Genomic DNA, 24782 nt, shown 5'->3' on the forward strand with positions numbered 1-24782 from the left:
TGTGCCGAACCGCTCACGCCCCGTTTCCCGTCATTTCGAAGGAGTGCTCAGTTCTCATGCCCCAGCGCACTGTTGTCGTAGGCTCCCGCAGCGGTCTGCACGCCCGCCCCGCGTCGCTGTTCGTTCAGGCCGCCGCCCGCCAACCGGTCAGGGTGACGGTCACTCGCGAGGGTCGGTCCCCGGTGGACGCCCGCAGCCTGCTCTCCGTCCTCGCGATGGGCGCCCAGCACGGCGAACCACTGGTGCTGACCGCAGAAGGCGACGGTGCGGAGGCGGCGATCGAGGAACTGGCCACCCTCATAGCCCGCGACCTCGACTCCCAGGAGTCTTGACCCGAAGTCCGGGCCCCGGCGAGGACGTTCCGGCAGTGGGTAGCCGGGAACGTCGTGGCCTTGCGGTCAGCCGCCGCGAGGACGCAGAACGGCGCCCGCCGATAGCCATCGGCGGGCGCCGTTTCCATGCGGAAGGCAGGGCTCAGCCCTTGCTGACCGCCAGCAGGATCTCGGGGAGTCGTGCGACGACCCGCGGGCCGGCGAGGCGCAGCCCGAGCCAGGCCGCGCAGAAGCCGTAGGCCACCCCGAGTGGCAGCAGGATCCACATCAGGCCGAGGTTGGCCGAGACGTGCAGCCAGATCGTCAGGGCGATCAGCGGCGAACACACCACCGTGCCCGCGAGCAGTCCGCCGAAGAGCGAGAGCCAGGCGATTCCGGCCTGCCCCGGGGCGACGTTCTTGAAGCCACCGTCCTGCGGGATCGAGTACGGGAACAGCGCCGAGGTCATACCGCCCGTTCCGAGCAGCGCGCCGAGCATGGCGAAGGACATGCCCAACACCTCCGGCAGTGACCGCCACGCGCGGGTGACCGCGGCCACGCCGGTGACGGCGAGAATTACGTACGGGACCGCGATGAGGGACAACGCGAGGGCGCGGGCGCGCAGTTCGACGTAGGCGTCACGTGGTGAGGCGATGGTTTGCAGCACCATCCAGAACGCGGAGGTGTCCTGGCCGAACTGGTTGTACATCTGCATGCCGAGCAGTGCCGGCGCGAAGAAGGCGAAGTACAGGGAGCCGTGGCCCTGTGCCGCGTTGAGCATCGGCACCAGCAGGCCGAGGGTCAGCGAGGACATCCACGCGGTCTTCGTCTTCGGATCCCGCCAGATGTAGCGCAGTGACCGCACCATCACCGCGCCCGTACGGCCCGTGGGCAGCACACTCGCGAGCCCCGGCCGCTGCGCACGCGCCTTGTCCGGCTCGGTGGAGGCCTGCAGGGTGGAGGAGTCCGGTGCGGTCATCAGCCGGGTCAGGGACCGCTGCCACCACCACAGCAGCAGGGCCAATGCCGCGGCGGTGAGCGCGAGTTCGGCCGCGGCCACGCCGTACGATCCCTCGCCGGCGGCCCGTACGGCGTCCATCGCGGAACCCGGCGGCACCCAGCGCAGGACGTCGGCGACCGGCGCCAGGGCCCGCAGGCCCCCGGCCGCACCGAGCCGCTGTACGCCGATGTTCACGAACTGCATGCCGACGCCGATGATCAGGCCGCTGAGCACCGCCAGGTCGCGGCCCCTGCGGCTGGTCAGCAGGCGGATGTTGGCGGTCGCGACGGCACGGGCCAGTGCCAGGCAGACGAGCAGCACCAGCACCGCGGCGAGGACCCCGACGACGGTGGCCGCCGCGCCGTTCGCCGTGGCGATCACCGAGCCGACGACGATCGCCAAGGTGAACACCGGCCCGATGCCGATCAGGGACGCGGTCAGCAGCGCCACCACCAACGGGACGGGCCGCAGCGGGAGCATCACCAGCCGGGTCGGGTCGAGGGTCTCGTCGCCGCTGGCGAAGAACAGCGGCATGACCGCCCAGCCGAGCGCGAGCACCACGACGAGCAGCGTGGTGAGGGCGGCCATGTGTGCGGTGCCGCGGAGCGCGATCAGACCGAGCAGTTCCAGCGCGGTGAAAAGCCCGACGAGGACGATCGAGGTGACGTAGACGGCCTTGCGGCGGGAGGACTGCTGCAGCCCGTTGCGCAGCAGCGAAAGCTTGAGCTGGACGAAGACCGGGATCAGGGAGGTGGTGCCGGGGCGCGCGGCCTCCGGCTGGGGGGTGCTGTTCATCGGGCGTCGCCGCCCAGCCAGTCGAGGCTGTCACCGGAGGCGGTGCGCTGGGCACCGACCAGTTCCAGGAACGCCGCCTGGAGGCTGGGGGCGTCGCCCCGTACCTCCGCGAGCGCACCCTGCGCCCGTATGCGGCCCGCGGCCATCACCGCGACCCAGGAGCACAGGGATTCCACCAACTCCATCACATGACTGGAGAAGACGACGGTCGCCCCGGAAGCGGTGTAGCGCTCCAGCACACCACGGATTGTCTGCGCCGAGACGGGGTCCACGCCCTCGAACGGCTCGTCGAGGAAGAGGACTTCGGGGTTGTGCAGCAGCGCCGCGGCCAGACCTATCTTCTTGCGCATACCGGTGGAGTAGTCGACCACCAGCTTGTTCTGCGCCACCGCGAGGTCGAGAACGTCGAGCAGTTGGGTGGCCCGCCGGTCCACCTCGTCGCCAGGCAGACCCCGCAACCGCCCTGTGTAGGAGAGCAGTTCGCGCCCCGACAGCCGCTCGAACAACCGCAGTCCCTCGGGCAGTACGCCGATCCGTGACTTGACGGCGACCGGATCGCTCCACACGTCGTGGCCGCCGATCTCCACCCGACCCGAGTCGGGACGCAGCAGTCCGGTGACCATCGACAAGGTGGTGGTCTTACCGGCCCCGTTGGGCCCGACGAGGCCGATGAACTGCCCGGCGGGAAGCTCCAGATCGACTCCGGCGACCGCCACCTGCTCACCGAACTGCTTCCACAACCCCTCGATGCGTACGGCGGGCGTGCTGCCTTGTTCCACTGCTGTTCCTCGTTCCCCATCGGCGTATCACGAGGGGCTGGTCGTGCCCCCGGGCGACCACCCTAGACTTCGCCCGGCGGTGGGGAAATCGGCGGCCCCGGGCCGGTTCGCCTCTGGGTGTGTTGGAGGCGAAACGTCACAGATAGGCGGTCAGCCAGCGGTCCAGTTCAGCGAAGAGCTGCTCACGCGCCTCGGGGCCGGAGAGCACCAGATCGTGCACACCGCCGTGGATGCGCACGGTGACGACATGCCGGCCCAGTCGGGGAGCGAGCGCGGCGATGTCGTCGGCGCGCAGCACCCCGTCGGTGTGGTGCAGCGCGTCGTCCCATTTGAGTGTGACCGTGCTGGCGGTGGATGCCATCACCAGGACCGGGCAGTCGATCCGCAGCCCGCGGCGCACCCGGCGCTGTCCCTGTTGGATCGCGGCCAGCCATCCGGCGAACAAGGGGAAGCCCTCGGCGGGCTTGAGCTTCAGGTCGAAGTCCCAACTGCCCCGGAACTCACGGTGCAGGCTGTGCACGTAGTGGGGGTTGAGCGGCGTGGGCAGCTTGCGGGTGCCCGCGAACCGGCCGAGCACGTCGAGCAGCGGGGCGCCGAAGGTGCGTACCGCGTACGGGGCGGGCATCGACAGGAACGGGCTGTTGAGGAACAGTCCGTCGATGGTTCCCCGCCCGGCCCGCCGGTCCGCGTACAGGGCGCTGACCAGTCCGCCGGTGGAGTGGCCGTTGACGAGCAGGGTGTCATGACCGTCGACGTCACGGATGACGCGGACGGCCTCGTCCAGTTCCTCGGCGTAGGCGTCGAGGTCGCGCACGAAGTTCGGCGAATGGTGCGGGCGCAGGGAGCGGCCGTACTTGCGCAGGTCGAGGGCGTAGAAGTCAAAACCGCGGTCGACGTAGAAGTCCGCGAGATGCGTCTGGAAGAAGTAGTCGGTGTATCCGTGGACATAGAGCACGGCCCGCCGGGTGCCTTCGGCCGCACCGTTGGGGTGCGCCCTGCGGCGCACGAGGGTCGCCGTGACCTCGCCCTCGTCATCGGGGGTGAGCGGCAGGTCAACGGCTTGGTAGGGCTCGCCCAGGATGTCGGTACGGAAGTCCACGGCGCTGACTTTAGTGGGTCCGGCCCGAAGGCGGCAGCGTGGCGGGACCGTGGGCTTGGTCACTGCCCGCTCGTCCTGCGGGCGACAACTGCCTTCGTGCGCGTCCGCGTTGGGCGCTACTCCGACTGCCGGTGACGTTTGCCGCCCGTGCGGAACGCGTGGATGCCGTGGCCCTGCTGCTGCGCGGCCAGCGTTGCCTGCTCCCAGGTCAGCACCCGGCCGTCGACAGCGAACAACGGCCCGGCCTCTCGCTCCCCCGTCAACTCACGCAGCAGCCGGACCGCGCGCTCGCTCAACACCATCCGGCCCGCCGGTCCGTCCTTCCCCAACACGGCATCCGTGCCCGCCCCGCCAAGTTGGACATCGCAGACATCGAGCGACAACAGGTCCACGACCGGCAACTCGCCTTCCCACAGCAACAGCCACAGGGCCCGGTGCACGGTGGCGATGGATTCGTCGGCGAGGAGTTCTTCCAGCCGTTCGAGGGTGATGTTTTCAGCCAACAGCGTCATGGCTCCGCAGTATGCCGTCGCCCCCCTCCCGGGCATAGGGTCCGGTTGAAACGGCAACCAAGTGGTGACCCTGTGCGTGGGGCTCAGTGGCGCCACCAGTGCGCCTTGTGCCGCCGGGCGACCGGCGGCTTGGCGGACGGAGCGGTTGGCGGCCGTTCATCAGGGCCCTGGGCGTCCGCTGGCGGATGGAGGCCTTCCACGGAGTAGTTCGCCCCCGCGATGGCGTCCACGAGTTGCTGTTCGGTGAAGCTCTCCGATCCGGCGATGTGCGGCACGAAGCCGACGAGCACGCCGTCGCTGACGACCTCCGCGTCCAGTCCCGCCGCGCCGTCGGTGTCCCACAGCGCCTCGATGCTCTCGTCGAGGACGACCCGGATCCCGAACTCGTAGACTCCCACCTCGGCCAGGTGCGCCATCACGCCACGAGCGCGCAGCGCCGCCACCAGCCGGTTGGCGCGTTCCTCATCCATACCCACACCATAGATCCCGCACTGCGCGGGCAGCGGCTTCCGCTTCCGTGACCGTGCGGCGAGTCCCACGGCCACGGCATCAGCGGTCAGCAGCCCGCTGCCTGACGTGCTAGTGCCCGGAGGGCAGGGTGAGCCGCTGCCCCGGGTAGATCACATCAGGGTCGGGTCCGATCACGTTCCGGTTGGCGTCGTACAGCCGCTGCCAGCCGCCGGGGACGGTGGCCTGCACCGCGACACCGGACAGGGTGTCGCCGTCGTGCACGGTGTACGACGTGGTGGGCGCGGCGGCCGGGCCGCCGGTGTCGGGGCGGTGGCCGGTGCCGCCGTGCGAACGGGACTTGGGGGCGGCGTGCCGGGGACCGCTGCTCCGCTTCACCTGCGCGGGGTGCCCGCCCCGCGTGAGATGCGCCCGTACCGAGCACACCGGCCATGCGCCGGGCCCCTGCCGGGCGAGCACCGCTTCCGCCACGATGATCTGTTCCGCCTTGCTCGCCAGGTCGGCCCGGGGCGCGTACGCGGTTCCGCCGAACGCCGCCCAGGTCTGCTGGGTGAACTGCAACCCTCCGTAGTTGCCGTTGCCGGTGTTGATGCTCCAGTTGCCGCCGCTCTCGCATCCGGCGACCCGGTCCCAGGTGGTGTCGGAGGCCGCGTCGCTGGTGCCGGGGCCGAGGAGCGGCAGGACGATACCGAAGCCACCGACGGTGAGTGCGGTGCGGAGCGACGACAGGAGCCGTGGGGGTGCGGTGCGGCGGTGCCGCGGTCGTGCGGACATGGGCCTTCCTCTCCACTGCGGTTCCCACCCGCCGGCGGTCCCGGCGGGCTGTAGGCAGTACGTCAGTGCGGCCCTGTCACTCACAAGGCGCGAAGAGTTCACAGATCGCCGTGCGCCGCTACGTGCCACCGCTCGATTACATGACGCCTCATCAGTTTCGTGGGGGTTCGGGCGCACAAGTGGGCACAGGCGCACGGAAGTTGGGCCGCCCGGCCCGGATGCGCACCAGCCCGCCGAGGACAGGCGGGCGGGGCGGCGCACGCCTACGGCGGGGGCGCGGGGCTCTCCCCCCGGATACGGCTGCCGGGGTAGCACCGTCGCAGTACCGGGCTGTGCGACGAACGGGCCAGGAGGCGCACACCGGCATCGGCCGCGCCATGATCCGCGTCTTGGACAACACAAGGGGATTGATCTAGGGCCTTGTCCCACGGGTCCGGCGAGAGCTCCGACAGTCCGAGCGCCGCCGCGTCCGCCGCGGGACGGGACGGGCACGGCTCCCGGTCCTGCGGAGGGCGGGTGAACTGAGACCCCGTGCGGATCGGGGAGACGCCATGGCCTGGCACATCGCCCCTGCCGCGTGATGCGATGGGCGTGTGGAGTTGCGCGAGATGCGGGCGTTCGTCGCTGTGGTCGAGGAAGGCGGGCTGTCCGCCGCCGCGCGGCGGTTGCACGTGAGTCAACCGGCGCTGTCGCAGACCGTCAGTGCGCTGGAGCGGCAGTTGGGGGTGCAGCTGCTCGTGCGCAGCAGCACCGGGGTTCAGGCCACGGAGGCGGGTATGACGCTGCTCGCCGAGGCACGTGCCGTACTGGCCCGGCACGACCAGGCGCTGGCGGCCATGGCACGGCACACCGCCGCCGGGGGAAGCGTGCTGCGGCTCGGGATCCCACTTGAGCTGCCGTCGAACCTGCTCTCCCGCCCCCTCGCGGAACTGGCCGCCGCCTATCCGGAGACCAGAGTCCAGGCCCGTCATCTGTCCACGGCGCAACAACAGGCCGCACTGCTCGCGGACGAGCTCGACGTCGGCCTGCTGCGGGAGCGTCCTGTCGGCGATGAGCTGGACGCCGTGCTCGTCGCGGAGGAGCGGTTGGGCGTACTGCTCGCCGCCGAGCTGGCAGCGGGGATCGCCGGTCCCGAGGGCGTCCGGCTGGAGGCCCTCGCCGGGCTGGACTGGGTCGGCTTTCCCCGCTCCGGCAGCCCCGCCTGGTACGACGAGCTCACCGCCGTGCTGCGCAGTCACGGCCTTGATCTTGGTCTTCCGGCGCCTGCGGGCCAGTCGCTGATCGCCGAGGTCAAGCTTGCCGCGGTGGCCGCGGGCGGGGCCTTCGCCCTCGCGCCGCCCGACTGGTCGCAACCCATCCCCGACACCATCACCTGGCGCCCACTGACCGGCCACCCCCTCGTCCGCCGTACCTGGGCGGTGTGGCCCGCCGCCTCACGGCGGCGGGACCTGGGACGTCTTGTCGCCGCCTTCGAGCAGCCGACCGGCGGCTGACCCGCCCGCCGCGTCACACGGCAGTGCGCCCGCCGTCGACGGGCAGCACAGCGCCCTGCACGAAGCTCGCCGCGTCGCTGGCCAGGTAGGCGATCGCCTCGGCGATCTCCTCCGGGGCAGCCGCTCGCCCGGCCGGCGCCTGGGCGGCCAGGGCCGCCAGGTCCTCGCCCATTCCGGCGGTTGTCTCCGTGCGGGTCGGGCCGGGTTCCACGGCGTTGACCCGGACCCCGCGCGGACCGTACTCGGCGGCCCACGCCTTGGTCAGCAGGTTCAGCGCCGCCTTGCTCGACCCGTACAGCGCCATGCCGGGTGCGCCGTACTCGGCCACCATCGTGCTCAGGTTGACGATCGCGCCGCCGCCCCGTTCGGCCATGCCCGGTGCGAGCTCCGCCACCAGGTAGAACGGCGCCTTCACATTCAGCGCGTACACGGCGTCGAACTCGCTCTCCGGGGTCTGCTCCGTCGGCCCGAACGGGTAGACGCCCGCGTTGTTGACCAGGATGTCGACGCGACCACCGCCCAGTTCCACGGCTTGCCGCGCCAGTTGCCGGACCGACTGGGCGCTCCGCAGATCGGCGGCGACGAAGTCCGCCTTGCCGCCGCGCCCCCGGATGCCGCCGACGACCGCCTCGCCCCGAGCCTGGTCCCGGCCCGCGACCAGCACATGCGCACCGCGCGTCGCGAGCGTTGCCGCGGTGGCCGCGCCGATGCCACTGGTCGCACCGGTCACCAGAGCGACCCTTCCCGCCAGATCCGTAGAAGTCACGATCAAACCCTTCGTTGCCTGGACGAACTCCATGTACGGAGCAACACCTCGGACCGGTCAGGGAAAGCGCGCAGCTACCGCGTCGCGGTCCGGAACTCCGCATCACCTCACGAGGTGACCAGCCCTCACAGCGCCGATACCTCCGGGCGGATTCCGTGGCGGTCATAGCCGATCCCAATGGCCGCCATAACCAAGCAGACCGCCTTCTCCTCATGGCCGCCACCAGGCCGACGCCATGGTGGCACTGTTGGTGGTACCCCGAGCCCACCGGCGCGGCTTGCGGCTCGGAGGTGTTGGTGTTGCCGTGGAAATGAGGTGCCGCGTGCGCGCCGAGCGAGCGGCTGAGCCATCTCCCCGCCCACGGTCGAGACCCACTTTCGAGAACGGGAGCGGAACATGGGCACCACGAGTGACGGTCTCCAGGCCGACGTCCTGGTCATCGGCTTCGGCAAGGGCGGCAAGACGGTGGCCGCGACGATGGGCAAGCTGGGCAAGCAGGTGGTGCTGGTCGAGCGGTCAGACCGGATGTACGGGGGAACCTGCCCCAACGTGGGCTGCGTGCCGACGAAGGCGCTCGTCCACCACTCGCGCAAGCGCCGGCCGGAGGACCCGGCGCAGGACTGGTACGAGCGGTCCGTCGAAGAGGTGCAGGCACTCACCAAGCTGTTCCGCGGCGACAACTACGACGGGCTGAACAGCATGGACACCGTCACCGTCATCACGGGCGAGGCCGCCTTCACCGACCCGCACACCGTGGACGTCAAGACCGGCGACGGCCATCTGACGGTCACCGCCGAGACCGTCCTGATCAACACGGGCTCGGAACCGATCATCCTTGATATCCCCGGCCTACGCACCAGTCAGTACACCATGACCAGTACCGATCTGATCGAGTCAACGGTCCTGCCGCAACGGCTCGCGATCATCGGCGGTGGGTACCTCGGGCTTGAATTCGCGTCCATCTACCGCCAGTTCGGCTCGCAGGTGACCGTACTGGAGACCGCGCCGAAGATCCTGGGGCGGCTGGACGACGACGTCGCCGCCGTCGCGGAAGGCATCCTGGCCGACGAAGGCATCGAGATCATCGCGGGCGCCCACGTCACGGAGGTCCGCGACGGTGAGAACGGCGCGTCCATCACCTACGACAAGGACGGCGGGCGGCACACCCTGGAAGCCGACGCCATCCTGGCCGCCACCGGCCGCGCACCGGTGACCCGCGGCCTGGCGCTGGACGCCGCGGGCGTGCGTACCACCGAGCGGGGGGCGGTCGAGGTGGACGAGTTCCTACGGACGAGCCAGCCGCACATCTACGCCCTCGGTGACGTCAACGGCGGCCCGCAGTTCACCTACATCTCGCTGGACGACAGCCGCATCGTCCTCGACCAGTTGGTCGGCGAGGGCAAGCGCTCGGCGGCGGACCGGGTGGCGATCCCGCACACCCTGTTCATCACTCCGCCGCTGGCCACCGTGGGGCTCACCGAGGAGGAGGCGCGTGCGGCCGGTCACCGGGTGAAGATCGCGAGCCAGCCCGTCGCCGAGATCGTCGCGATGCCGCGTGCGTACATCGTCGAGGACACCCGCGGAGTCATGAAGTTCGTGATCGACACGGACACCGACGAGATCCTCGGCGCCGCGCTGCTGAGCGTCGACGCGCAGGAACTCATCAACACCGTCGCCCTCGCCATGCGGTACGGCATCAAGGCGTCCGAACTCCGCGATGCCGTCTACACCCACCCCACCTCGACCGAGGCCTTCAACGACGTGCTCGCCACCATCGTGCGCGCCGACGAGCCGCAGGCCGCTCGGGCGTGACCGACGAAGGCATACAACTTTGTAGCGCGCGACGCGCCCGTGCGAGGATCTCCTCACCGTGCACCGGTTCGGACCGCGAAAGGCAGTGATGTACCCGATATCCCTGGGTGACGACGGCGCCGAACTGCGCCCGCTCGAACCATCGCGGGCGGAGGAGCTCCTGGCCAACATCGACCGGGGACGGGAGTTCGTCGGGCGCTACATAGCACTGCCGGACGTGGTCACGGACCTGGAGTCCAGCCGGGCGTACCTCATGGCGTACGCGGAGAAGGCAGCGGCCAACGCCGGGCGGATCTACGGCATTTGGACCGGCGGCAAGCTGGTCGGCGGAGTCCTCTTCCGGACGATGGACGTCGAGCAGGGCACCGCCGAGGCGGGCTGCTGGCTGGAACCTTCGGCGGTGGGCAAGGGCCTGGTCACCAGGGCCGCCCGCGTGATCATCGATTGGGCCGTCGAGGAGTTGGGCATCCACCGCGTGGAGTGGCGCGCCGCAGCGGCGAACGAGGCCAGCATCGCGGTGGCCCGGCGGCTCGGCATGACGAAGGACGGCGTGCTGCGGGAGAGCTACCTGTACCGGGGGAAGCGACACGACATCGAGATCTGGTCGGTGCTGGCACCGGAGTGGCGGGCCACCGAACAACTGCCCAGGCATCATGCATAGGTGACCATGCGCCCGCCTCTCGGCTCGCCCTGCGTGGTGCGCTCCAGCGGTACGGCGAGGCGGAGTCGCGAGAGACTCGGAACAGCACCGCCCCGTTCGGCGTGCGTCAGCCGGTCTGACATGGCTGCCCGAACTGGAGCGCTTCGGCATCAGGCAACGCGGCCGCCTCGTGGCGCACCACCGGACTGCTGAGTGTGCCGATCTCGGCGGGTGAACGCACCGCGACGTTGTGAACTTCGGCGGAGTGGCCGGGGTTCGCGGGGGCAGGGCTGGCCCGTTGGCGCTCCCAGTCCTTCTGCCCCGCATGCGCCACACCACAGCGCAGGACCGCGGCGGCTGCCACGGTCCTATGCGGTCTGACGCCATCACCAGATTGTGGCATCACATGGCTTTGCAATGGCACCACATCGGCGCCATACTGGCGTCATGGACCTCACGCCCTACGTCGACAACCTCCGCCGCGAGCTCGCGGTCGCCGCGCAGGCGGGCGGAGACGAAGCCCGCAGCCTGGCCGAACGCCTCACCGCGCCCCTGGAGTCGGCCGCCCGGCTCACCCTGCTGAACGCGCTGTCCGCCGCCATGGACGAGGTCACCCGGGACATGGCGCCGGGCTCGGTCGACGTCCGGCTGCGCGGGCTCGACCCGGAGTTCGTGGTGACGGCGCCACCGGGCCAGGAGACGTACGAGGACGACCGCACCACCGGCGCCGCCCCCGTGCCCGTGCCGCCGCTCGCGTCGGACGGCGACGAGGGCGGCACGGCACGGATCAACTTCCGGTTGCCCGCCCACCTCAAGGCCCGGGTGGAGGACGCCGCCGGGCAGGAGGGACTTTCGGTCAACGCCTGGCTGGTACGGGCCGTCGCCATCGCACTGGAACCGGGCGAGCGCGGCCGGACGTCGGGCCGCAGCCGCCAGCGCGGCGGCCAGAGTTACACCGGCTGGGTCCGCTAGACCTTCCCGCGCCGCGCACCGCACCACTTCTCCATCGACACCGCTGCACCAGCGGGACCGCAGACCCAAGCCAGGAGGACGGTACAGCCATGCCTGATTTCGCCACCCCAGAGCCGGTCTCCGTCTCTCTCCAATTCGACATCGGCACCGCCCGGATCACCGCGAGCGAGCGCACCGACACGGTGGTCGAGGTGCTGCCCGGCAACGGTGCCGACGACAACGACGTACGCGCCGCCGCACAGACCAAAGTCAGCTACTCCAACGGCGAGTTGCTGGTGAAGGGGCCCAAGAAGCGGTCGCTGTTCGGTACTGCCGGTTCGCTGGACATCAGCATCGAGTTGCCGAGCGGTTCGCAGGTGCACGCCGACTCGCCCATGGCCGACTTCATCTGCGAAGGCCGCCTCGGTGACTGCCGGTTCAAGACCTCGGCGGGCGACATCCAGATCGCCGAGGCGGGCACCGTGAACCTCAAGACCAGCCATGGCGACATCGTTGTGCACCGGGCGGCGGGGAACGCCGAGGTCACCGGAGCGGGCCGGATCGACATCGGCGAGATCGCGGGCGAGGCGACCGTCAAGAACGCCAACGGCGAGATCACCATCGGCAAGGTGACCGGCGACGTGCGGGCGAACTCGTCCAACGGCCGTATCTCCATCGGCACCGCACACGCCGGGGTCGATGCCAGGTCCGCCTACGGCGGCATCCGGGTCGGCGAGGTGGCGCACGGCTCGGTCTCCCTCCAGACCGCCACCGGTGATCTGGAAGTCGGCATCCGCGAGTCCACCGCGGCCTGGCTCGATCTGAACTCCCGCTTCGGCAGCGTACGCAACTCGCTCGGTCCGGCCGAAGGCCCCGAGACATCCGACGCGACCGTCGAGGTGCGCGCCCGCACCGGGCTTGGCGACATCATCATCCGCCGCGCCTGACCACCCACGGCTGCACACCGCCGGAAGCACGGCCGCCGCACGCGAGACATCAGCGACTCACGCGAGCGGGGGTTCGGCGGCTTCCACGAGGAGCTGCTCGACATCGGCTGACCCGGGCCCCCGCCGCAGCCTTGCTGCGTACATGACTAGTTGACCCGGAGTTACCGGTACCGACAGCCGGGGTCGCTACCAATGTGCCGTTCACCGGCTGTTGTTCCCCATGCGGCGAGGTACCGGACATGAGACTTCTGTGGCGAGCGCTCGGCGGCGTCCTCACCCTGCTGGGCGCGCTGCTGGTGGCGGTGGTACCCGCGCACGCGGCCACCACCAGCGCCAACCTGATCGTGAACGGGGACGCGGAGGCCGGTTACTGCACCACCGACTGGACCGCGGCGACCACCATCCCGGGCTGGACGGTGGTGTCGGGCAGCCCGGATGTCATCTGCTACTCGGCGGGGAGCTTCGGCCACCCCGCGAGTCCCGCGCCGGGCAGTGCCTTCTTCGCCCCCGGCGACCAGGGCGACGGCACGATGCGGCAGACGGTTGATGTGTCCTCGGCGGCGACGGCGATCGACGGTGGCGGGGTCAGCTACAACCTGGCCGGGTGGCTTGGGGGTTGGACCAACTACGCGGGGTACGTACAGGTCTCGCTGCGGTTCCAGGACGGCTCTGGCCAGCCGCTGGGTTCCACCGTCGACCTGCCCACCGTGTCGGCCGCCGACCGCGCCGACACCACTTCGTTCCTGGCCCGCAGCAGCGGTGGCACGGTTCCGGCGGGTACCCGCTCGATCCTGGTCGAGGTGGCGTTCCTGCAGTCCTCCGGCGAGTCCGGCTATCTGGACAACCTGTCGCTGACACTGTCCACCCCGGTCCACGCGGCCACGCTCACTCCCCCGGCGTCCACGGTGCCCGGCTTCGACCACGTCTTCATGGTCATGATGGAGAACACCGACTACTCGGCGGTGATGGGTGACCCGACGGACACCCCGTACCTGCACAGCCTGATGACACAGGGTGCGACGATGGCCGACTACCACGCGGTCTACCACCCCAGCGACGAGAACTACCTGGCCGTCGCGGGCGGCGACACCTACGTCAAGGGCGCGACCTACTGGCCGAACATCAACGATCCACACACCAACCTGGGCGACGAACTCGATGCCGCGGGCAGGTCATGGAAGGCATACGAGCAGGGCATGGGCACCCCCTGCAACACCACCAACGGGCACGACTCGTACTACGAGCCGGATGACGCGCCGTTCATCAACTACACCGACATCAGCGGCAACCAGAGCCGCTGCGCCGCCCACCTCTTCGACACCAGCCAGCTGACCACCGATCTGGCAAGCGCGGCCACCACCCCCGGCTTCTCCTGGATCGCGGCCGATGACTACTACGACGGCGAAGCCTCCGGCAACGGCAACTCCACCAGCCTGAAGGCACAGGATGGTTGGCTGCGGCAGACGCTGGCGCCGATCATGCAGTCACCCGCCTGGACCACCCAGAAGTCCCTGCTGATCGTCACCTGGGACGAGGACGGCAGCGACCCGGACAACCACGTAGCCGCGATCGTGGACGGCTCCCAGGGCACCGTCCCGGCGGGCACCACCAGCGCCACCCGCTACGACCACTACAGCACCGCCCGCACCATCGAGGCCGCGCTGGGCCTGCCCGGCATCACCGCCAACGACACCTATGCGACACCGCTGAACGACGCCTTCACGCCCAACTCCAGCCCGGCGCCCAGCAGTACGCTGACCACCGACACCCCGAGCGTCGCCAGCGGGGCAAGCGTCACCTTCCGCTACTCCACACCCCCGGCCACCACCAGCTCCACCAACTGGATCGGCATCTATCCGCAGGGCGTGGCACCCGGCCGGCAGAACTCGCTGAGCTGGCAGTACGCACCGAACGGCGGCGGCAGTCTGACGTTCGGCACCAGTGGTCTGCCAGGACCGGGCGACTACGACGTCTGGTACCTCTACAACAACGGCTACACGGCACTGGCGGGCCCGCTCACCCTGACCGTCAGCTGACGGCTACCCCTTGGGGGCACCGGATCGGGCAGCCGCCTGCCAACCGTGTTCGAGCAGGTCGAAGGCGCGCTCCACCGCCTGCCGCGGATTGGCCCGGCCGCGGGCCAGGCTGGCCGCCTCCAGGGCGAAGTGGGCCAGCGCCGCGCAGGCGATGTCGTCCTCGGGGGCGCCGATGTCCTCGGCGATGGCGCGCGCCAGAGCGGTTTCATGGCGCATCCACATGCGGTGGGCGTACTCCCGCAACGCGGGTGTCTCCTCAGTGAGTTGGACGAACCGGGCGAACCCCGGGTCGGGGGTCGCGGAGCCCAGCTTCGCGTGGATGACGTGTGCGCGTAGGGCGGCCGGGATGGACTGGCCCTGCGGGCGTTCGCGTACCGCTGCGACCAGCGCGGCCTCCAGATCGGCGTCCTCGTCGAAGACAAGGGCCTCCTTGCCCGGGAAGTGCTTGAACAGTGTCGTGGTGGACACATCTGCGGCGTCGGCCACGTCCTTGATGCTGACCTGGTCGTAACCGCGTTCAAGGAACAGCCTCAGAGCCGCGTCCGCCAGCGCCTGGCGGGTGGCGGCCTTCTTGCGTTCCCGGCGCCCCATCGTCTCGCTCATGGACACCACCCTAACGTTTGATTGCCCCGATTCGAATGTTCACTCGTTGCACTTTCTAACCGAGTGTGCTCTCCGGAGGCGCCGAGCACAGACCATGGCCGTCATCCGCGCCGCCATCGTGGCCGCCCGTGCGCCCAGGAAGTCCCGCCGCGCGCCGGGCCACCGCCCGTGTCATTGGCGGCCGTTGGGCACTGTGGTAGAACCATCGTCGGCTCCGTGTGTACCCGTACGAGCACAATTATCCGGGCAGCACGCGTGTCCCACGTCATGGGTGCACCGGTGCCCCATCGCCGTTCCACCGCCCGCACGTTGGCATCACCGCGGTATCGACCGCGCACCGTCGACGACACGGGCAGTGCACAACAGAAAAGGACATCGAAGACTTCATGACTCGATTCCTCGCCCGCTCCACCCGGCGCGCCGTGACCGGCGCCGTGGTCGTGGGAACGCTGGGCTCGATGCTGGCCGCCGCGATGCCGGCCAGCGCCGCTCCCAATAGAGCCGCCGCGGCGGCCCAGCAGACCAGCCCCGCCCCCGACATGGCTGCCCTGAAGCAGGCACTGCAGGGAGTCGTCACCGCGGGGGCGCCTGGTGTCTTCGCCCGGGTGAACGACACCAGCGGACACTCCGGCACGGTCAGCGTGGGCACCGGCGACATCGCCACGCACTCGCCGGTCAACCCCAGCGGGGACTTCCGCGTCGGCAGCGTCACCAAGACCTTCACCTCGGTGCTGGTCCTGCAACTGGTCGCACAGCACAAGGTCGGCCTGGACACCGCGGCCACCCACTACCTGCCGCACGGCGTACTGCCCGCCGACTCCACCATCACGGTACGCCAGCTGCTGAACCACACCAGCGGTCTGTACGACTACACCAACGACCTGCTGACCGGAGACACCGTCACCGGCTACCAGAAGTTCCGCTACAAGACCTACCAGCCGCAGGCCCTGGTCGCCGACGCCCTCAAGCACGGCCAGCAGTTCAAGCCGGGCAGCCAGTACAGCTACTCAAACACCAACTTCGTCGTGCTGGGCATGTTGGTCGAGCACATCACCGGCAAGCCGTACGCGCAGGTGCTCACGCAGCGCATCCTCGCACCGCTCAAGCTGACCCACACCGAGTTCGTGGTGCCCCGCACCACGATCGACGGGCCGCACGCGATCGGCTACCTCACCCAGGACGACCGCACCAAGCCGTTGTTCGACGCGACCAACCAGACCGCCTCATGGCTCTGGTCCGCCGGTGCCCTGATCTCCAGCACCTCGGACCTCAACCGCTTCCTGCAGGCGCTGACGACCGGACATCTGCTGCCGCGCGCACAACTGGCGGAAATGGAAACCATGGAGGCGGTGACGCCGACCTCCCAGTACGGCCTCGGCCTTCGCCAGTACGACCTGTCCTGCGGCACCAAGGTCATCGGCCACGACGGCATCATCGAGGGCTACCAGACCTACACCTACACCACCAAGGACGGCTCGCGGCAGGTCACCATCTCCGCGAACGCCTCCAACAACTCCGATGTCTTCGCCGCCGAACGGCGCGCCCTGGACCCGGTGTTCTGCGGCAAGCCCGCCCCCACCGCCCAGCAGCGCAGCCAGACCGTGGACACCCAGCGCATAGCGCAACAGGAGATGCCCAGCGCGCGCGCCCGGACCTCCGGAACGTCGGACCTGCTGGCCAACCAGTGATGTGAAGGCCGGTTGAGGTCCGGGCTCGGCCCGGACCTCAACCGAGCGTGGCGAGCAGCAGGGCGGCGTCGTCCAACAGCTCTGAGCGGGCCTCGATGGTGTCGATGATGTGGTCGGCGAGGTCCTCCAGCGGCGCCGGACCGTCGATCATCACGGTTTCGAGCTGGCTCATGCCCTCGTCCAGGTCCATGCCGTGGAACTCCACCAGGCCGTCGGTGCACATCAACAGCGTGTCGGCGGCGTGCAGTTGGAGTGGCGCGGCCGGGTACGGGGACGCGTCCGCCCTGTCGAGCAGGCCGAGCGGCGGCCCGCCGGGCACGCTCGGGCGGCTGCAGCTGCCGTCCGAGCGTCTGACCAGCGGCCCCAGGTGCCCGGCCCGTACGACGCCGGCACGGCCGGTGGTGGGATCGAGGTCCGCGTAGATGCAGGTGGCGAAGCGCTCGGTGTCCAGGTCGCGCAGGAACTCCGACGCACGGGTGATCACGGTGGACGGCGAGTGCCCCTCGGCGGCGTAGGCGCGCAGGGCGATCCGCAACTGGCCCATGATCGCGGCCGCGTGGACGTCATGGCCTTCGACATCGCCGACCACGATGCCGATCCGGCCGAGTGGCAGCGAGATGACGTCGTACCAGTCACCGCCGATCTCCCGGCCACCCTGTGATGGCCGGTACCGTACGGCGATCCGGGCGCCCAGACAGTCCGGGATGCGGGACGGCAGCATGGCGTGCTGAAGGCCGACGGCGAGTTCGTGTTCGTGGTCGTAGAGCACCGAACGCTGGAGGGACTGGGCGATGGTGGAGCCCAGTGCGAGCAGCAGGTTGCGTTCGCCGGAGGTGAATCCCGGCCGATCCTGGAAGGCGATCGCCAGGGCGCCGATCGGCTGTGCCTGTGCGACCAGCGGCAGGATGGCGGCCCTGGTGAAGGCGGTCGCCTTTAGATAGGGCCACATTCTGGGATAGCGGTCGCGCAGCTCATGGCGGCTGAGGAACCGCGGGGTACCGGTGCGGACCGCCTCGGCGAAGGGCATCGCGGCGCTCACCCGGGAGACCGACAGGTCGCGGATCAGCCCCTCGGGCAGCCCCGCCGCCCCGACCAGCCGGGTGTGGCCCTGTTCCACGAGGCCGAGGGCGACGGCCGTGGCGCCGATGCGCTTTCGGGTCTCCTCGCTGGTCACGGCCGTGGTGACATCCTCGACGCTGAGCGCCTGGGACAGCGCGTAGGTGAGCGCCTGTACGACGTCCGTCTGCCGCTGCCGGTCGACCTTGAGGGCGGTCTGCTCCGCGAAGTGCTGGAGTTCGTCGCTGGCGTCACGGACGATGCCCACCACCCGCCGGGCCCGGCCGGTGGCATCGCGCAGCACCCGTCCCTGGATGTGGGTCCAGCGGACGCTGCCGTCCGGGTGGCGTACCCGGAAGTAGGCGCCGTAACTCGGGTGGGACGCCAGCGCCCGCGCCACGACGACCTGCAGGCCCGGCAGGTCGTCGGGGACGATCCGGCGCCCGAGGGTGCGGGCGCGCCCGTCGTACTCACCGGCACGCAGTCCCATCACGGCGAGTCCTCCGGCGTCCAGAAAGAAGCTGCCGGCCTCCACGTCCCACAGGAAGCTGCCCATGCCGTTCAGGGCGAGGGTGGACTGGACGTTCGCCGGCGTGGCGGTGCGCGGCACGGTCCGGCCCTCACCCCGGTACGAGATGCTGTGCCGTTTCATGTCGGTCACCGCCACAGCCGCGGGCGCGAAGCGCTGGACGCCGGGGGGCTCCCCGCACGTTGCCCCATATTCTACCGTTCGCCCTGTACGCGCCTTGCGTGTGCGAGGCCGTGAGGCTCAGGCCGCTGGGAACTTGGCGACGTACTGCGCGAACGGCTCGATGCCCACGTCCGCCCGCAGGGCGTCCATCCGCTCGGGGTCCTGGCAGGGCCAGGGGACGGGCGAGCCTTCCCTGATCCCGGCGATCTGTGTGCCGTAGATCTGCTCCCGCCCGTCGTTGACCAGCACCCGGTCGCGGAGGAACGCCAGCTCGCGACGGCTGGCCGCGCCTTCGGCCACCGCCTGTTCCAGCAGCCGCAGCGCGCGCCGTTGCACATCGAGTTGCCGGTCGGCGTGCTGGGCGATCAGCCATGCGGCGCGCGCGGCATCCTCACCGACGAGTTCGGCCGTCGGCCAACCGTACTCGTCCATGATCTCGTTGAGCCGGTCACCGTGCTGTGCGGTCAGTCGCCGCCAGGTCAACTGGTCAGCGGGATCCTCGCTGTTGGCGCTCGGCGAGGTCTCGTGGTCGGCCTTCGCCATGCTGATCAGTTCCGCCGCCAGTGCCGCGGTGTCGTACGCCATTGTTCCTGCTCCAGGGGGCGGTTGGGGTGCGTTGTCCGGTCACCCGTAACGGTAGACGCGCCGATCACCGCCCAGATCGTCCCCAAGCACGGTGACAGGAGCGGCTCCGAGCGGGGATACTGGATCTACCCCCGGGTGGTTCAGCGCCGGACGATGGAGTGTCGAGCGCGCACCGGGCGCCGCTCCTCCGTGCCGAGCAGGGGTGAACGGGCCAGTACGGCAACGCAGATGGTGATGGCGGCGGCACCGGCGATCGCCGGCAGCAGCCACCATCCCTGCCGCACCTGTTCGTGGAAGGCGACCACGCCCCACAGCACGGAGACCAGCGGGTCGGACAGCGTCAGGCCGGGCTGTGCGGCGAGCAGCCGCCCCGCGTGCATCGCCGACTGGAGGAAGAACATCCCCGTGACGCCGGAGGCGACCATGGCATACAGCTGCCAGGCCGTACAGACGGCGGCGACGCCCTGACCGCCTTGCGACACCGCTCCCTTCATCAACGCGGCCGTCAGCCCGAACTGGCAGCCCGCCGCCACTCCAAGGCACGCCGCGCGCCGCCCGCCGAGCTCCGGCCGCTCCGCCACCTTCGCGGTACGGCCCCACAGCACCGCGGCCGCCACCACCGCCAGGTTCAGGCCGATGCCGATCGGCCAGACCATCCCGTCCACCGCCTGCGCGTTGCCCCCGGACGGCGCCAGGCAGAACAGCATCACCGCCAGGCCCACGGTCATTCCCACGACCGAGAGCCATTCACGGCGGTGCAGCCGGGCGTGGAACACCCGCGAGGCGAGGATCAGGGTCAGCGGAAGCTCGAACACCAGGATCGGCTCCACGACCGACAGCTCGCCCACCGAGAGCGCCGTGGCCTGGAGCAGAAAGCCCACCGTGATGCCGAGCACCCCCGCGTACCACACAGGGCGCCGCAGCAACGCCCTGATGAGCCGCAGACTGAGGCTGTCCTCGGCGGGCAGGCCGAGGTTGGCGCGACGCTGGAGTACCGACGATGCCGCGTTGGCGCAGGCAGCGAGTACGGCCAACACATATGTCAGCACAAGCGTCCCGTTTGCTCCTGCCCGCCGGGGCGGGCGTTCTCCACGCCGATGCCGTGATCGCGTAGCGGCCCGATCGTGAAGCCCTGTCGACGGCAGCATTCCACCAGTTCGGGAAGCGCCTGGAGGGCGACGCGCCAGGAGTCGGCGCCGGACGCCCGATCGGTGTCATGCAGCAGGACCGTGCCGCCACCGTGCAGCCCGCGGCCCACGCGGTCGGCGACGCTCCGCGCGGTGGCGCCCGAAACCCACTCCCGCCCCCACGCGGACCACAGCACCGGGCGCAGCCCCACCCGGCGCGCCGCGGCCCACCGGCCGCCGGTGAGCACGCCGTACGGCGGCCGGTACCACCGGGGGCGGACGCCGCAGACGGCGCCGACGGCCGCCACGGTGCGCCGCAGTTCACTCAGGTCGCGCAGCGGCGTGGGCCACCACGGACGGCGGTGGTCCCAGCCGTGTACGGCGACCTCGTGCCCTCGCGCGACCAGTTCCCGGCCGGTCTCGGGCGCCTCCAGCAGGGCGCGGCCGAGCACGAAGAACGTGGCCCGCACCGCGAGCCGGTCCAGGGTGTCCAGGAAGTACGGCGTGCTGTGCCGGGCGGGCCCGTCGTCGAAGGTGAGCGCGATGTGCCACGGGCGGCCTCGGCCGTCCAGGGCCGGGAACAGCGACCGGCGCACCGGCGGCAGCCAGGTACCGGCCGGGCCGATGTGCGCCGCCGCCCCGGCGAGCGCGCACACCGACAGCGCGCGCCATACCGGGGGCGCGCTTGGTGGGCGAACGGCACGCACGTGGCCAGTCTCCCGCGCTCCCTCGGCGGCCTGCGACCGGAGCGGCGGGGACACGTCACCCGACCGGCGGAACGGCGCAGCGCTGGCGGAAGTCGGCCGGGGCGTGAAAGGTCTTGGTGTGGCCCTACGGTTCGTCATCCTGAGCGCCCGCATGGGGGCGGGACATGACACGGTGGCCGCCGAGTTGGCCCGGCGGCTGGCCCGGCGCGGGCACCGTACGGAGACCATCGACGTTCTCGACCTGCTGCCGGCCCGACTGGGCGTCGCGCTGCGCGCCTTCTACGCCACGGTGATCCGGCACGTTCCGGTCGTCTACGACGCGATCTACCGGGCGTACTTCGTCCCGCCGCCGGACGGGAACCGCCAGGTCAGGGACACCACGCCGATCGTGCTGCCCGCGGCCCGGGCGCTGCGACGGCGGCTGGCGGCCGATCCGCCGGACGCGGTGGTGTCCACGTTCCACCTGGGCGCGCAGATCTGCGGGCGGCTGCGCGAGGAGGGGGTGCTGCGGGTGCCCAGCGCCGTGGTGATCACCGACTTCGCGGTGCACCGGCAGTGGGTCCATCCCGGCAATGACCTGCATCTGTGCCCGACCCCGCAGACCGCACAGGACGTCCGGCGGATGGGCGGCCAAGGCGCGCTGGCGGTCGGACCGGTCGTGGCGGACGCCTTCCACGACTCGGCGGACCCGGCAGGTGTCGACGCGTTCGCGCGGGCCGCCCCGGGTCGCCCGGTGCTGCTGTCGACGGGCGCGTGGGGGGTGGGGTCGCAGCTGGCGGAGACGGCCGCCCTGCTCAGCGGGGACGGCTGGCTGCCGGTCGTGCTGTGCGGGCGGCGTCGGGCGCTGCGGTGGCGGCTGGACCGGGTGCCGGGCACGGTCGCGCTGGGCTGGGTGGACGATGTACCGGCGCTGATGGCGGCGGTGGACGTGCTGGTGATGAACGCCGCCGGGCAGACCGCGGCGCAGGCCCTGGCGGCCGGGGTACCGGTGGTCGGTTACCGGCCGATCGCGGGGCACGGCGTGCACAGCGTCCGCCGTATGGCCGAGTCCGGGCTGTGCGTTCCCGCGCGTTCCCCGCAGGACCTGCTGCGGACGTTGCGTGAGCTGGCCTTCGACGGGCCGGTTCGGCAGGCGCGGATCGACGCGGGCCGGGCGCTGTTCACCGCCGACGCCGCCGACGTCCTGGCCACCGCGGCCCGCACGGGGGCGCCGCGCTGAGCCGCCCGTACTGCGCCAGGCGGGTGTCAACGGCCGAGCGCTGACGGCTGGTTCAACTATCCGTTATGGGATGACTGGGGAAGAATGACCGTGATGCGCCACCGGAGGAGGGCTCCTGATGGAAGCCGCGCGAGCGTCTGCGGGCAGTCCGCTGCCGCACGGTGGACACGTGGTGGCCCGCCGGACCCCGGCCGTCCCCACCGATGCCCCGGTGGCCCTGATCACCGGCGCGTCGTCGGGTATCGGCGCGGCGGTCGCCGCCCGGTTCGCCGAGGGCGGGGCGTGGCGCGTGGTGCTCAACGGACGGGACCGCACCCGGCTGGACCAGGTGGCCACGGCCACCGGTGGCATCGCGGTACCCGGTGACCTCGGTGACCGCGACGGATGCCGGCGGCTGGTGGAGAGCGCGGTCGAACTGGGCGGCCGGGTGGACCTGCTGGTCGCCGCGGCGGGCATCGGCTGGGCGGGACCGTTCACCGACATGCCCGCCGCCGCGATCGACGAGGTGCTCGCCGTCGACCTGGCCGCCGTGGTGCACCTGGTCCGTCTGGTGCTGCCGCAGATGCTGCGGCGGGACGCCGGGCACCTGGTGCTGGTGGGGTCCATCGCGGGGGCGGTCGGGGTACGGCAGGAGGCGGTGTACTCGGCCGCCAAGGCCGCGTTGACCACGTTCGCCGACAGTCTGCGGTACGAGCTACTGGGCAGCCGGGTGCGGATCTCCACCGTGCTGCCCGGCGTCGTGCAGACCCCGTTCTTCGCCCGCCGCGGCGCCCTGTACCAGCGGTCCCGGCCCCGGCCCGTCACCCCCGGGCGGGTCGCCGACGCGGTCTGGGACGCCGTGGCGCACGACCGCAGCGAGGCGTTCGTTCCCGGCTGGCTGCGCTTCCCCGCCCGCCTCAACGGCGCGGCGCCGTCACTGTTCCGGCAGCTGGCGGCCCGGTTCGGCTGACCCGTCAACCCGTCCGCGCGGAGGGGGAGTTCAGACGGTGGCCGCTTCCCGTACCTCCTGGGCCAGGTGCTTGTCGATCGCGGCGTGCACCAGGCCGTCCGTCAGCCGAGGCACCTCGGACTTCTTGACGAGTCCGGCCAACTTCTCGGCGGAGGTGGGCAGTCCGAGCCGCTCGGCGCCTTCCATGGCCTTGCGGTCCACATACGGTGCGAACTCGGGCCAGACCGCCTGGACTTCCCGCAGGAAGATGTCGACGCCCACCGGCCCGATGCCGGGGATGTCGCGTAACGCCTTCTTGGGGTCCGCCTCCTCACGCAGTCGGCGCAGGTCACCGGCGTAGCGGTCGAGCACCAGCTCGGCGGCTCGGCCGAGTTGGGTGGAGGTCCGCTCGTCGTAACGCCGGTAACCGCCCTTACCCAGCGCGTCCACGCGCTGCTGCCAGGTGGCGTCCGCCATCTTGCGGGCGTCGCGCATTCCCGCGTCGAACAGCGCACGCGCCGACGCCACCGCGATGTCCGCCTTGATGCGGGCGCTGAGCAACATCGAGAGCACCAGCATCTGGTACAGCGCGGCGGGGGCGTTCCTCACCGTGATGCCCGCCTCCGCGGCGTAGGTCTTCTTCTGCCGCTCAAGCAGCGCCCGTACGACGGCTTCGTTCTTCGAGCCCATGAGTGATCACCTACACGTGGGTGTCCGATCGATCCACTCATCCCGACTATCCCGCGGATCACCGCGATCCGCAGCACGTCGAACGGGTCCAGCGTGCGAAGGGGCCCCGTCAGTCGCGGGCAAGGCGCGGAAAGAGCGCTTCCGCATTGCCCCGCTGAACGGCGCGCAGTTGACCAGGCTGCCAGTCCTGGTAACCGTCCAGGTGCCCGTTGAAGTAGGCGCCGGCGGCAACCGGCGCGAACGGCCAGTCGCTGCCGTACAGGACATGGCCGGGCGCGGCGAAGGCCAGCAGTGACGGCAGCGCGGTGGGGCTGCCGGACAGCGCCGTGTCGAAGTAGAAGCGGCGAAGATCGGCCAGGATGCCGTCGACGGTCAGTTCCGGGTTGACGATCGTGCTGGCGACGGCGACCCGGTGGGCGACGTAGGGCAGGAAGCCGCCCGCGTGCGAGAGGATCACCTTCACGTCGGGGTAGCGGCTCATCACGCCGTTCAGCGTCAACTGCACCGCGGTACGGGTGGTGTCGAAGGGGAAGTCGATGACGGGCGCGGGGACGCCGGGCAGCGTCGGGGCGGGCACCTCGGTGGGGTGGACGAAGACCACCGCCGCGCGGGCGTTGAGCTCCGCCCACAGCGGTTCGAAGGCGGGGTCGCCCAGATAGCGACCGCCCGCGTTGGACATCAGCACCACCCCGTCGGCGCGCAGCTCGTCCAGCGCGTGGACGGCCTCGGCGACCGAGCCGTCCACGTCCGGCAGCGGGATGCTTGCGAACTGGCCGAACCGGTCGGGGCGGTCCTTGACCAACTCGGCAACGTACTCGTTGACCGAGCGCGCCAGCGTACGAGCTTCGCGGTCGTCGCCGAGGTGCACGCCGGGCGCGCTGACCGAGACCACACCGGTGGCGATGCCCTGGGTGTCCATCATCGCGATCGCGCTGTCCTTGTCCCACTCCGGAAGCGCCCAGCCCCCGGCGTCCAGACCTCGCTCGACCAGCAGCCGCCGGTAGGCGGGCGGGAGCACATGCTCGTGTACGTCGACGCGTGCGGCGGATGCCATTTCCTTAGCTCCCCAATCTTTAGCTCGCTAAGTGAATGTTGAGTAAGCTAA

25 protein-coding genes are annotated in these 24782 nt (G+C 70.7%); 10 read left to right on the forward strand and 15 right to left on the reverse strand.

Features of this window, described 5'->3' with window-relative positions:
* Positions 1-56 precede the first annotated feature (56 nt).
* On the forward strand, positions 57-332 hold the full coding sequence (locus O5O46_RS27855) for an HPr family phosphocarrier protein (RefSeq protein WP_269858360.1): 276 nt from the start codon (positions 57-59) through the stop codon (positions 330-332).
* 142 nt (positions 333-474) lie between these two features.
* On the opposite strand, the gene O5O46_RS27860 is transcribed toward O5O46_RS27855, so the two are convergent.
* The 6 genes from O5O46_RS27860 to O5O46_RS27885 all read right to left on the reverse strand — a co-directional run bounded on the left by O5O46_RS27860 (position 475) and on the right by O5O46_RS27885 (position 5738).
* Entirely contained in the window at positions 475-2106 is a 1632-nt protein-coding gene (locus O5O46_RS27860) for a transporter (protein ID WP_269858361.1), read from the reverse strand.
* Positions 2103-2885: an ABC transporter ATP-binding protein gene (locus tag O5O46_RS27865; RefSeq protein ID WP_269858362.1), complete on the reverse strand. Its 783-nt coding sequence runs from the start codon at positions 2883-2885 to the stop codon at positions 2103-2105. The genes O5O46_RS27860 and O5O46_RS27865 overlap by 4 nt, the downstream gene beginning before the upstream one ends.
* A 136-nt stretch (positions 2886-3021) precedes the next feature.
* Positions 3022-3984 (reverse strand): alpha/beta hydrolase, encoded by a 963-nt coding sequence (locus tag O5O46_RS27870; protein WP_269858363.1) that lies wholly within the window; start codon positions 3982-3984, stop codon positions 3022-3024.
* A 116-nt stretch (positions 3985-4100) separates the two neighbouring features.
* Positions 4101-4496, reverse strand: coding sequence for a hypothetical protein (locus O5O46_RS27875; RefSeq protein WP_269858364.1), 396 nt, complete (start codon positions 4494-4496; stop codon positions 4101-4103).
* 83 nt (positions 4497-4579) lie between these two features.
* Entirely contained in the window at positions 4580-4966 is a 387-nt protein-coding gene (locus tag O5O46_RS27880; protein WP_269858365.1) for a hypothetical protein, read from the reverse strand.
* A gap of 109 nt (positions 4967-5075) precedes the next feature.
* On the reverse strand, positions 5076-5738 hold the full coding sequence (locus O5O46_RS27885) for a LysM peptidoglycan-binding domain-containing protein (RefSeq protein ID WP_269858366.1): 663 nt from the start codon (positions 5736-5738) through the stop codon (positions 5076-5078).
* Between the two features lie 593 nt (positions 5739-6331).
* Between O5O46_RS27885 and O5O46_RS27890 the strand changes: the two genes are divergently transcribed.
* Complete coding sequence (locus tag O5O46_RS27890) at positions 6332-7231, forward strand: LysR family transcriptional regulator (protein WP_269858367.1); 900 nt, start codon at positions 6332-6334, stop codon at positions 7229-7231.
* Between the two features lie 13 nt (positions 7232-7244).
* Here O5O46_RS27890 and O5O46_RS27895 read toward each other — a convergent pair whose 3' ends face one another.
* Positions 7245-7997, reverse strand: a complete 753-nt coding sequence (locus O5O46_RS27895) for an SDR family NAD(P)-dependent oxidoreductase (RefSeq protein ID WP_269858368.1) — start codon at positions 7995-7997, stop codon at positions 7245-7247.
* Between the two features lie 396 nt (positions 7998-8393).
* On the opposite strand from O5O46_RS27895, the gene O5O46_RS27900 reads away from it, so the two are divergent.
* Both O5O46_RS27900 and O5O46_RS27905 read left to right on the forward strand, forming a co-directional pair.
* The gene (locus O5O46_RS27900; RefSeq protein ID WP_269858369.1) at positions 8394-9809 is read left to right on the forward strand and encodes an FAD-dependent oxidoreductase; all 1416 of its coding nucleotides are present in this window, start codon (positions 8394-8396) and stop codon (positions 9807-9809) included.
* 88 nt (positions 9810-9897) lie between these two features.
* Entirely contained in the window at positions 9898-10470 is a 573-nt protein-coding gene (locus O5O46_RS27905; RefSeq protein ID WP_269858370.1) for a GNAT family N-acetyltransferase, read from the forward strand.
* 106 nt (positions 10471-10576) lie between these two features.
* Here the strand turns inward: O5O46_RS27905 and O5O46_RS27910 are convergent, their stop codons facing one another.
* The gene (locus tag O5O46_RS27910; RefSeq protein ID WP_269858371.1) at positions 10577-10813 is read right to left on the reverse strand and encodes a hypothetical protein; all 237 of its coding nucleotides are present in this window, start codon (positions 10811-10813) and stop codon (positions 10577-10579) included.
* 83 nt (positions 10814-10896) lie between these two features.
* Here O5O46_RS27910 and O5O46_RS27915 point away from each other — a divergent pair, with 83 nt between their 5' ends.
* The 3 genes from O5O46_RS27915 to O5O46_RS27925 all read left to right on the forward strand — a co-directional run bounded on the left by O5O46_RS27915 (position 10897) and on the right by O5O46_RS27925 (position 14383).
* Positions 10897-11421, forward strand: a complete 525-nt coding sequence (locus O5O46_RS27915) for a hypothetical protein (protein WP_269858372.1) — start codon at positions 10897-10899, stop codon at positions 11419-11421.
* A gap of 89 nt (positions 11422-11510) precedes the next feature.
* Complete coding sequence (locus O5O46_RS27920; RefSeq protein WP_269858373.1) at positions 11511-12347, forward strand: DUF4097 family beta strand repeat-containing protein; 837 nt, start codon at positions 11511-11513, stop codon at positions 12345-12347.
* Positions 12348-12586: 239 nt separating this feature from the next.
* Positions 12587-14383 carry an alkaline phosphatase family protein gene (locus O5O46_RS27925; RefSeq protein ID WP_269858374.1) on the forward strand — a complete coding sequence of 599 codons (1797 nt, stop codon included), beginning with the start codon at positions 12587-12589 and terminating at the stop codon, positions 14381-14383.
* Between the two features lie 3 nt (positions 14384-14386).
* On the opposite strand, the gene O5O46_RS27930 is transcribed toward O5O46_RS27925, so the two are convergent.
* Entirely contained in the window at positions 14387-14986 is a 600-nt protein-coding gene (locus tag O5O46_RS27930; RefSeq protein ID WP_269858375.1) for a TetR/AcrR family transcriptional regulator, read from the reverse strand.
* Positions 14987-15372: 386 nt separating this feature from the next.
* Between O5O46_RS27930 and O5O46_RS27935 the strand changes: the two genes are divergently transcribed.
* Positions 15373-16674 (forward strand): serine hydrolase domain-containing protein, encoded by a 1302-nt coding sequence (locus O5O46_RS27935; RefSeq protein WP_269858376.1) that lies wholly within the window; start codon positions 15373-15375, stop codon positions 16672-16674.
* Positions 16675-16711: 37 nt separating this feature from the next.
* Here O5O46_RS27935 and O5O46_RS27940 read toward each other — a convergent pair whose 3' ends face one another.
* The 4 genes from O5O46_RS27940 to O5O46_RS27955 all read right to left on the reverse strand — a co-directional run bounded on the left by O5O46_RS27940 (position 16712) and on the right by O5O46_RS27955 (position 20840).
* Positions 16712-18382 carry a SpoIIE family protein phosphatase gene (locus O5O46_RS27940; protein WP_269858377.1) on the reverse strand — a complete coding sequence of 557 codons (1671 nt, stop codon included), beginning with the start codon at positions 18380-18382 and terminating at the stop codon, positions 16712-16714.
* A 117-nt stretch (positions 18383-18499) separates the two neighbouring features.
* A complete protein-coding gene (locus O5O46_RS27945) occupies positions 18500-19006 on the reverse strand; it encodes a DUF6624 domain-containing protein (protein ID WP_269858378.1) in 507 nt (168 codons plus the stop codon).
* A gap of 140 nt (positions 19007-19146) precedes the next feature.
* A complete protein-coding gene (locus O5O46_RS27950) occupies positions 19147-20043 on the reverse strand; it encodes a DMT family transporter (RefSeq protein ID WP_269858379.1) in 897 nt (298 codons plus the stop codon).
* 5 nt (positions 20044-20048) lie between these two features.
* Complete coding sequence (locus tag O5O46_RS27955) at positions 20049-20840, reverse strand: polysaccharide deacetylase family protein (protein ID WP_269858380.1); 792 nt, start codon at positions 20838-20840, stop codon at positions 20049-20051.
* 118 nt (positions 20841-20958) lie between these two features.
* Here O5O46_RS27955 and O5O46_RS27960 point away from each other — a divergent pair, with 118 nt between their 5' ends.
* On the forward strand, positions 20959-22059 hold the full coding sequence (locus O5O46_RS27960; RefSeq protein WP_269858381.1) for an MGDG synthase family glycosyltransferase: 1101 nt from the start codon (positions 20959-20961) through the stop codon (positions 22057-22059).
* Between the two features lie 118 nt (positions 22060-22177).
* Positions 22178-23008 (forward strand): SDR family NAD(P)-dependent oxidoreductase, encoded by an 831-nt coding sequence (locus O5O46_RS27965; RefSeq protein ID WP_269858382.1) that lies wholly within the window; start codon positions 22178-22180, stop codon positions 23006-23008.
* Positions 23009-23038: 30 nt separating this feature from the next.
* Here the strand turns inward: O5O46_RS27965 and O5O46_RS27970 are convergent, their stop codons facing one another.
* The gene (locus tag O5O46_RS27970; protein WP_269858383.1) at positions 23039-23677 is read right to left on the reverse strand and encodes an endonuclease; all 639 of its coding nucleotides are present in this window, start codon (positions 23675-23677) and stop codon (positions 23039-23041) included.
* 109 nt (positions 23678-23786) lie between these two features.
* On the reverse strand, positions 23787-24731 hold the full coding sequence (locus O5O46_RS27975) for an amidohydrolase family protein (RefSeq protein ID WP_269858384.1): 945 nt from the start codon (positions 24729-24731) through the stop codon (positions 23787-23789).
* Positions 24732-24782: the final 51 nt, after the last annotated feature.

This window comes from Streptomyces sp. RPT161 (assembly GCF_027533845.1).
Lineage (GTDB): Bacteria > Actinomycetota > Actinomycetes > Streptomycetales > Streptomycetaceae > Streptantibioticus_A > Streptantibioticus_A silvisoli_A.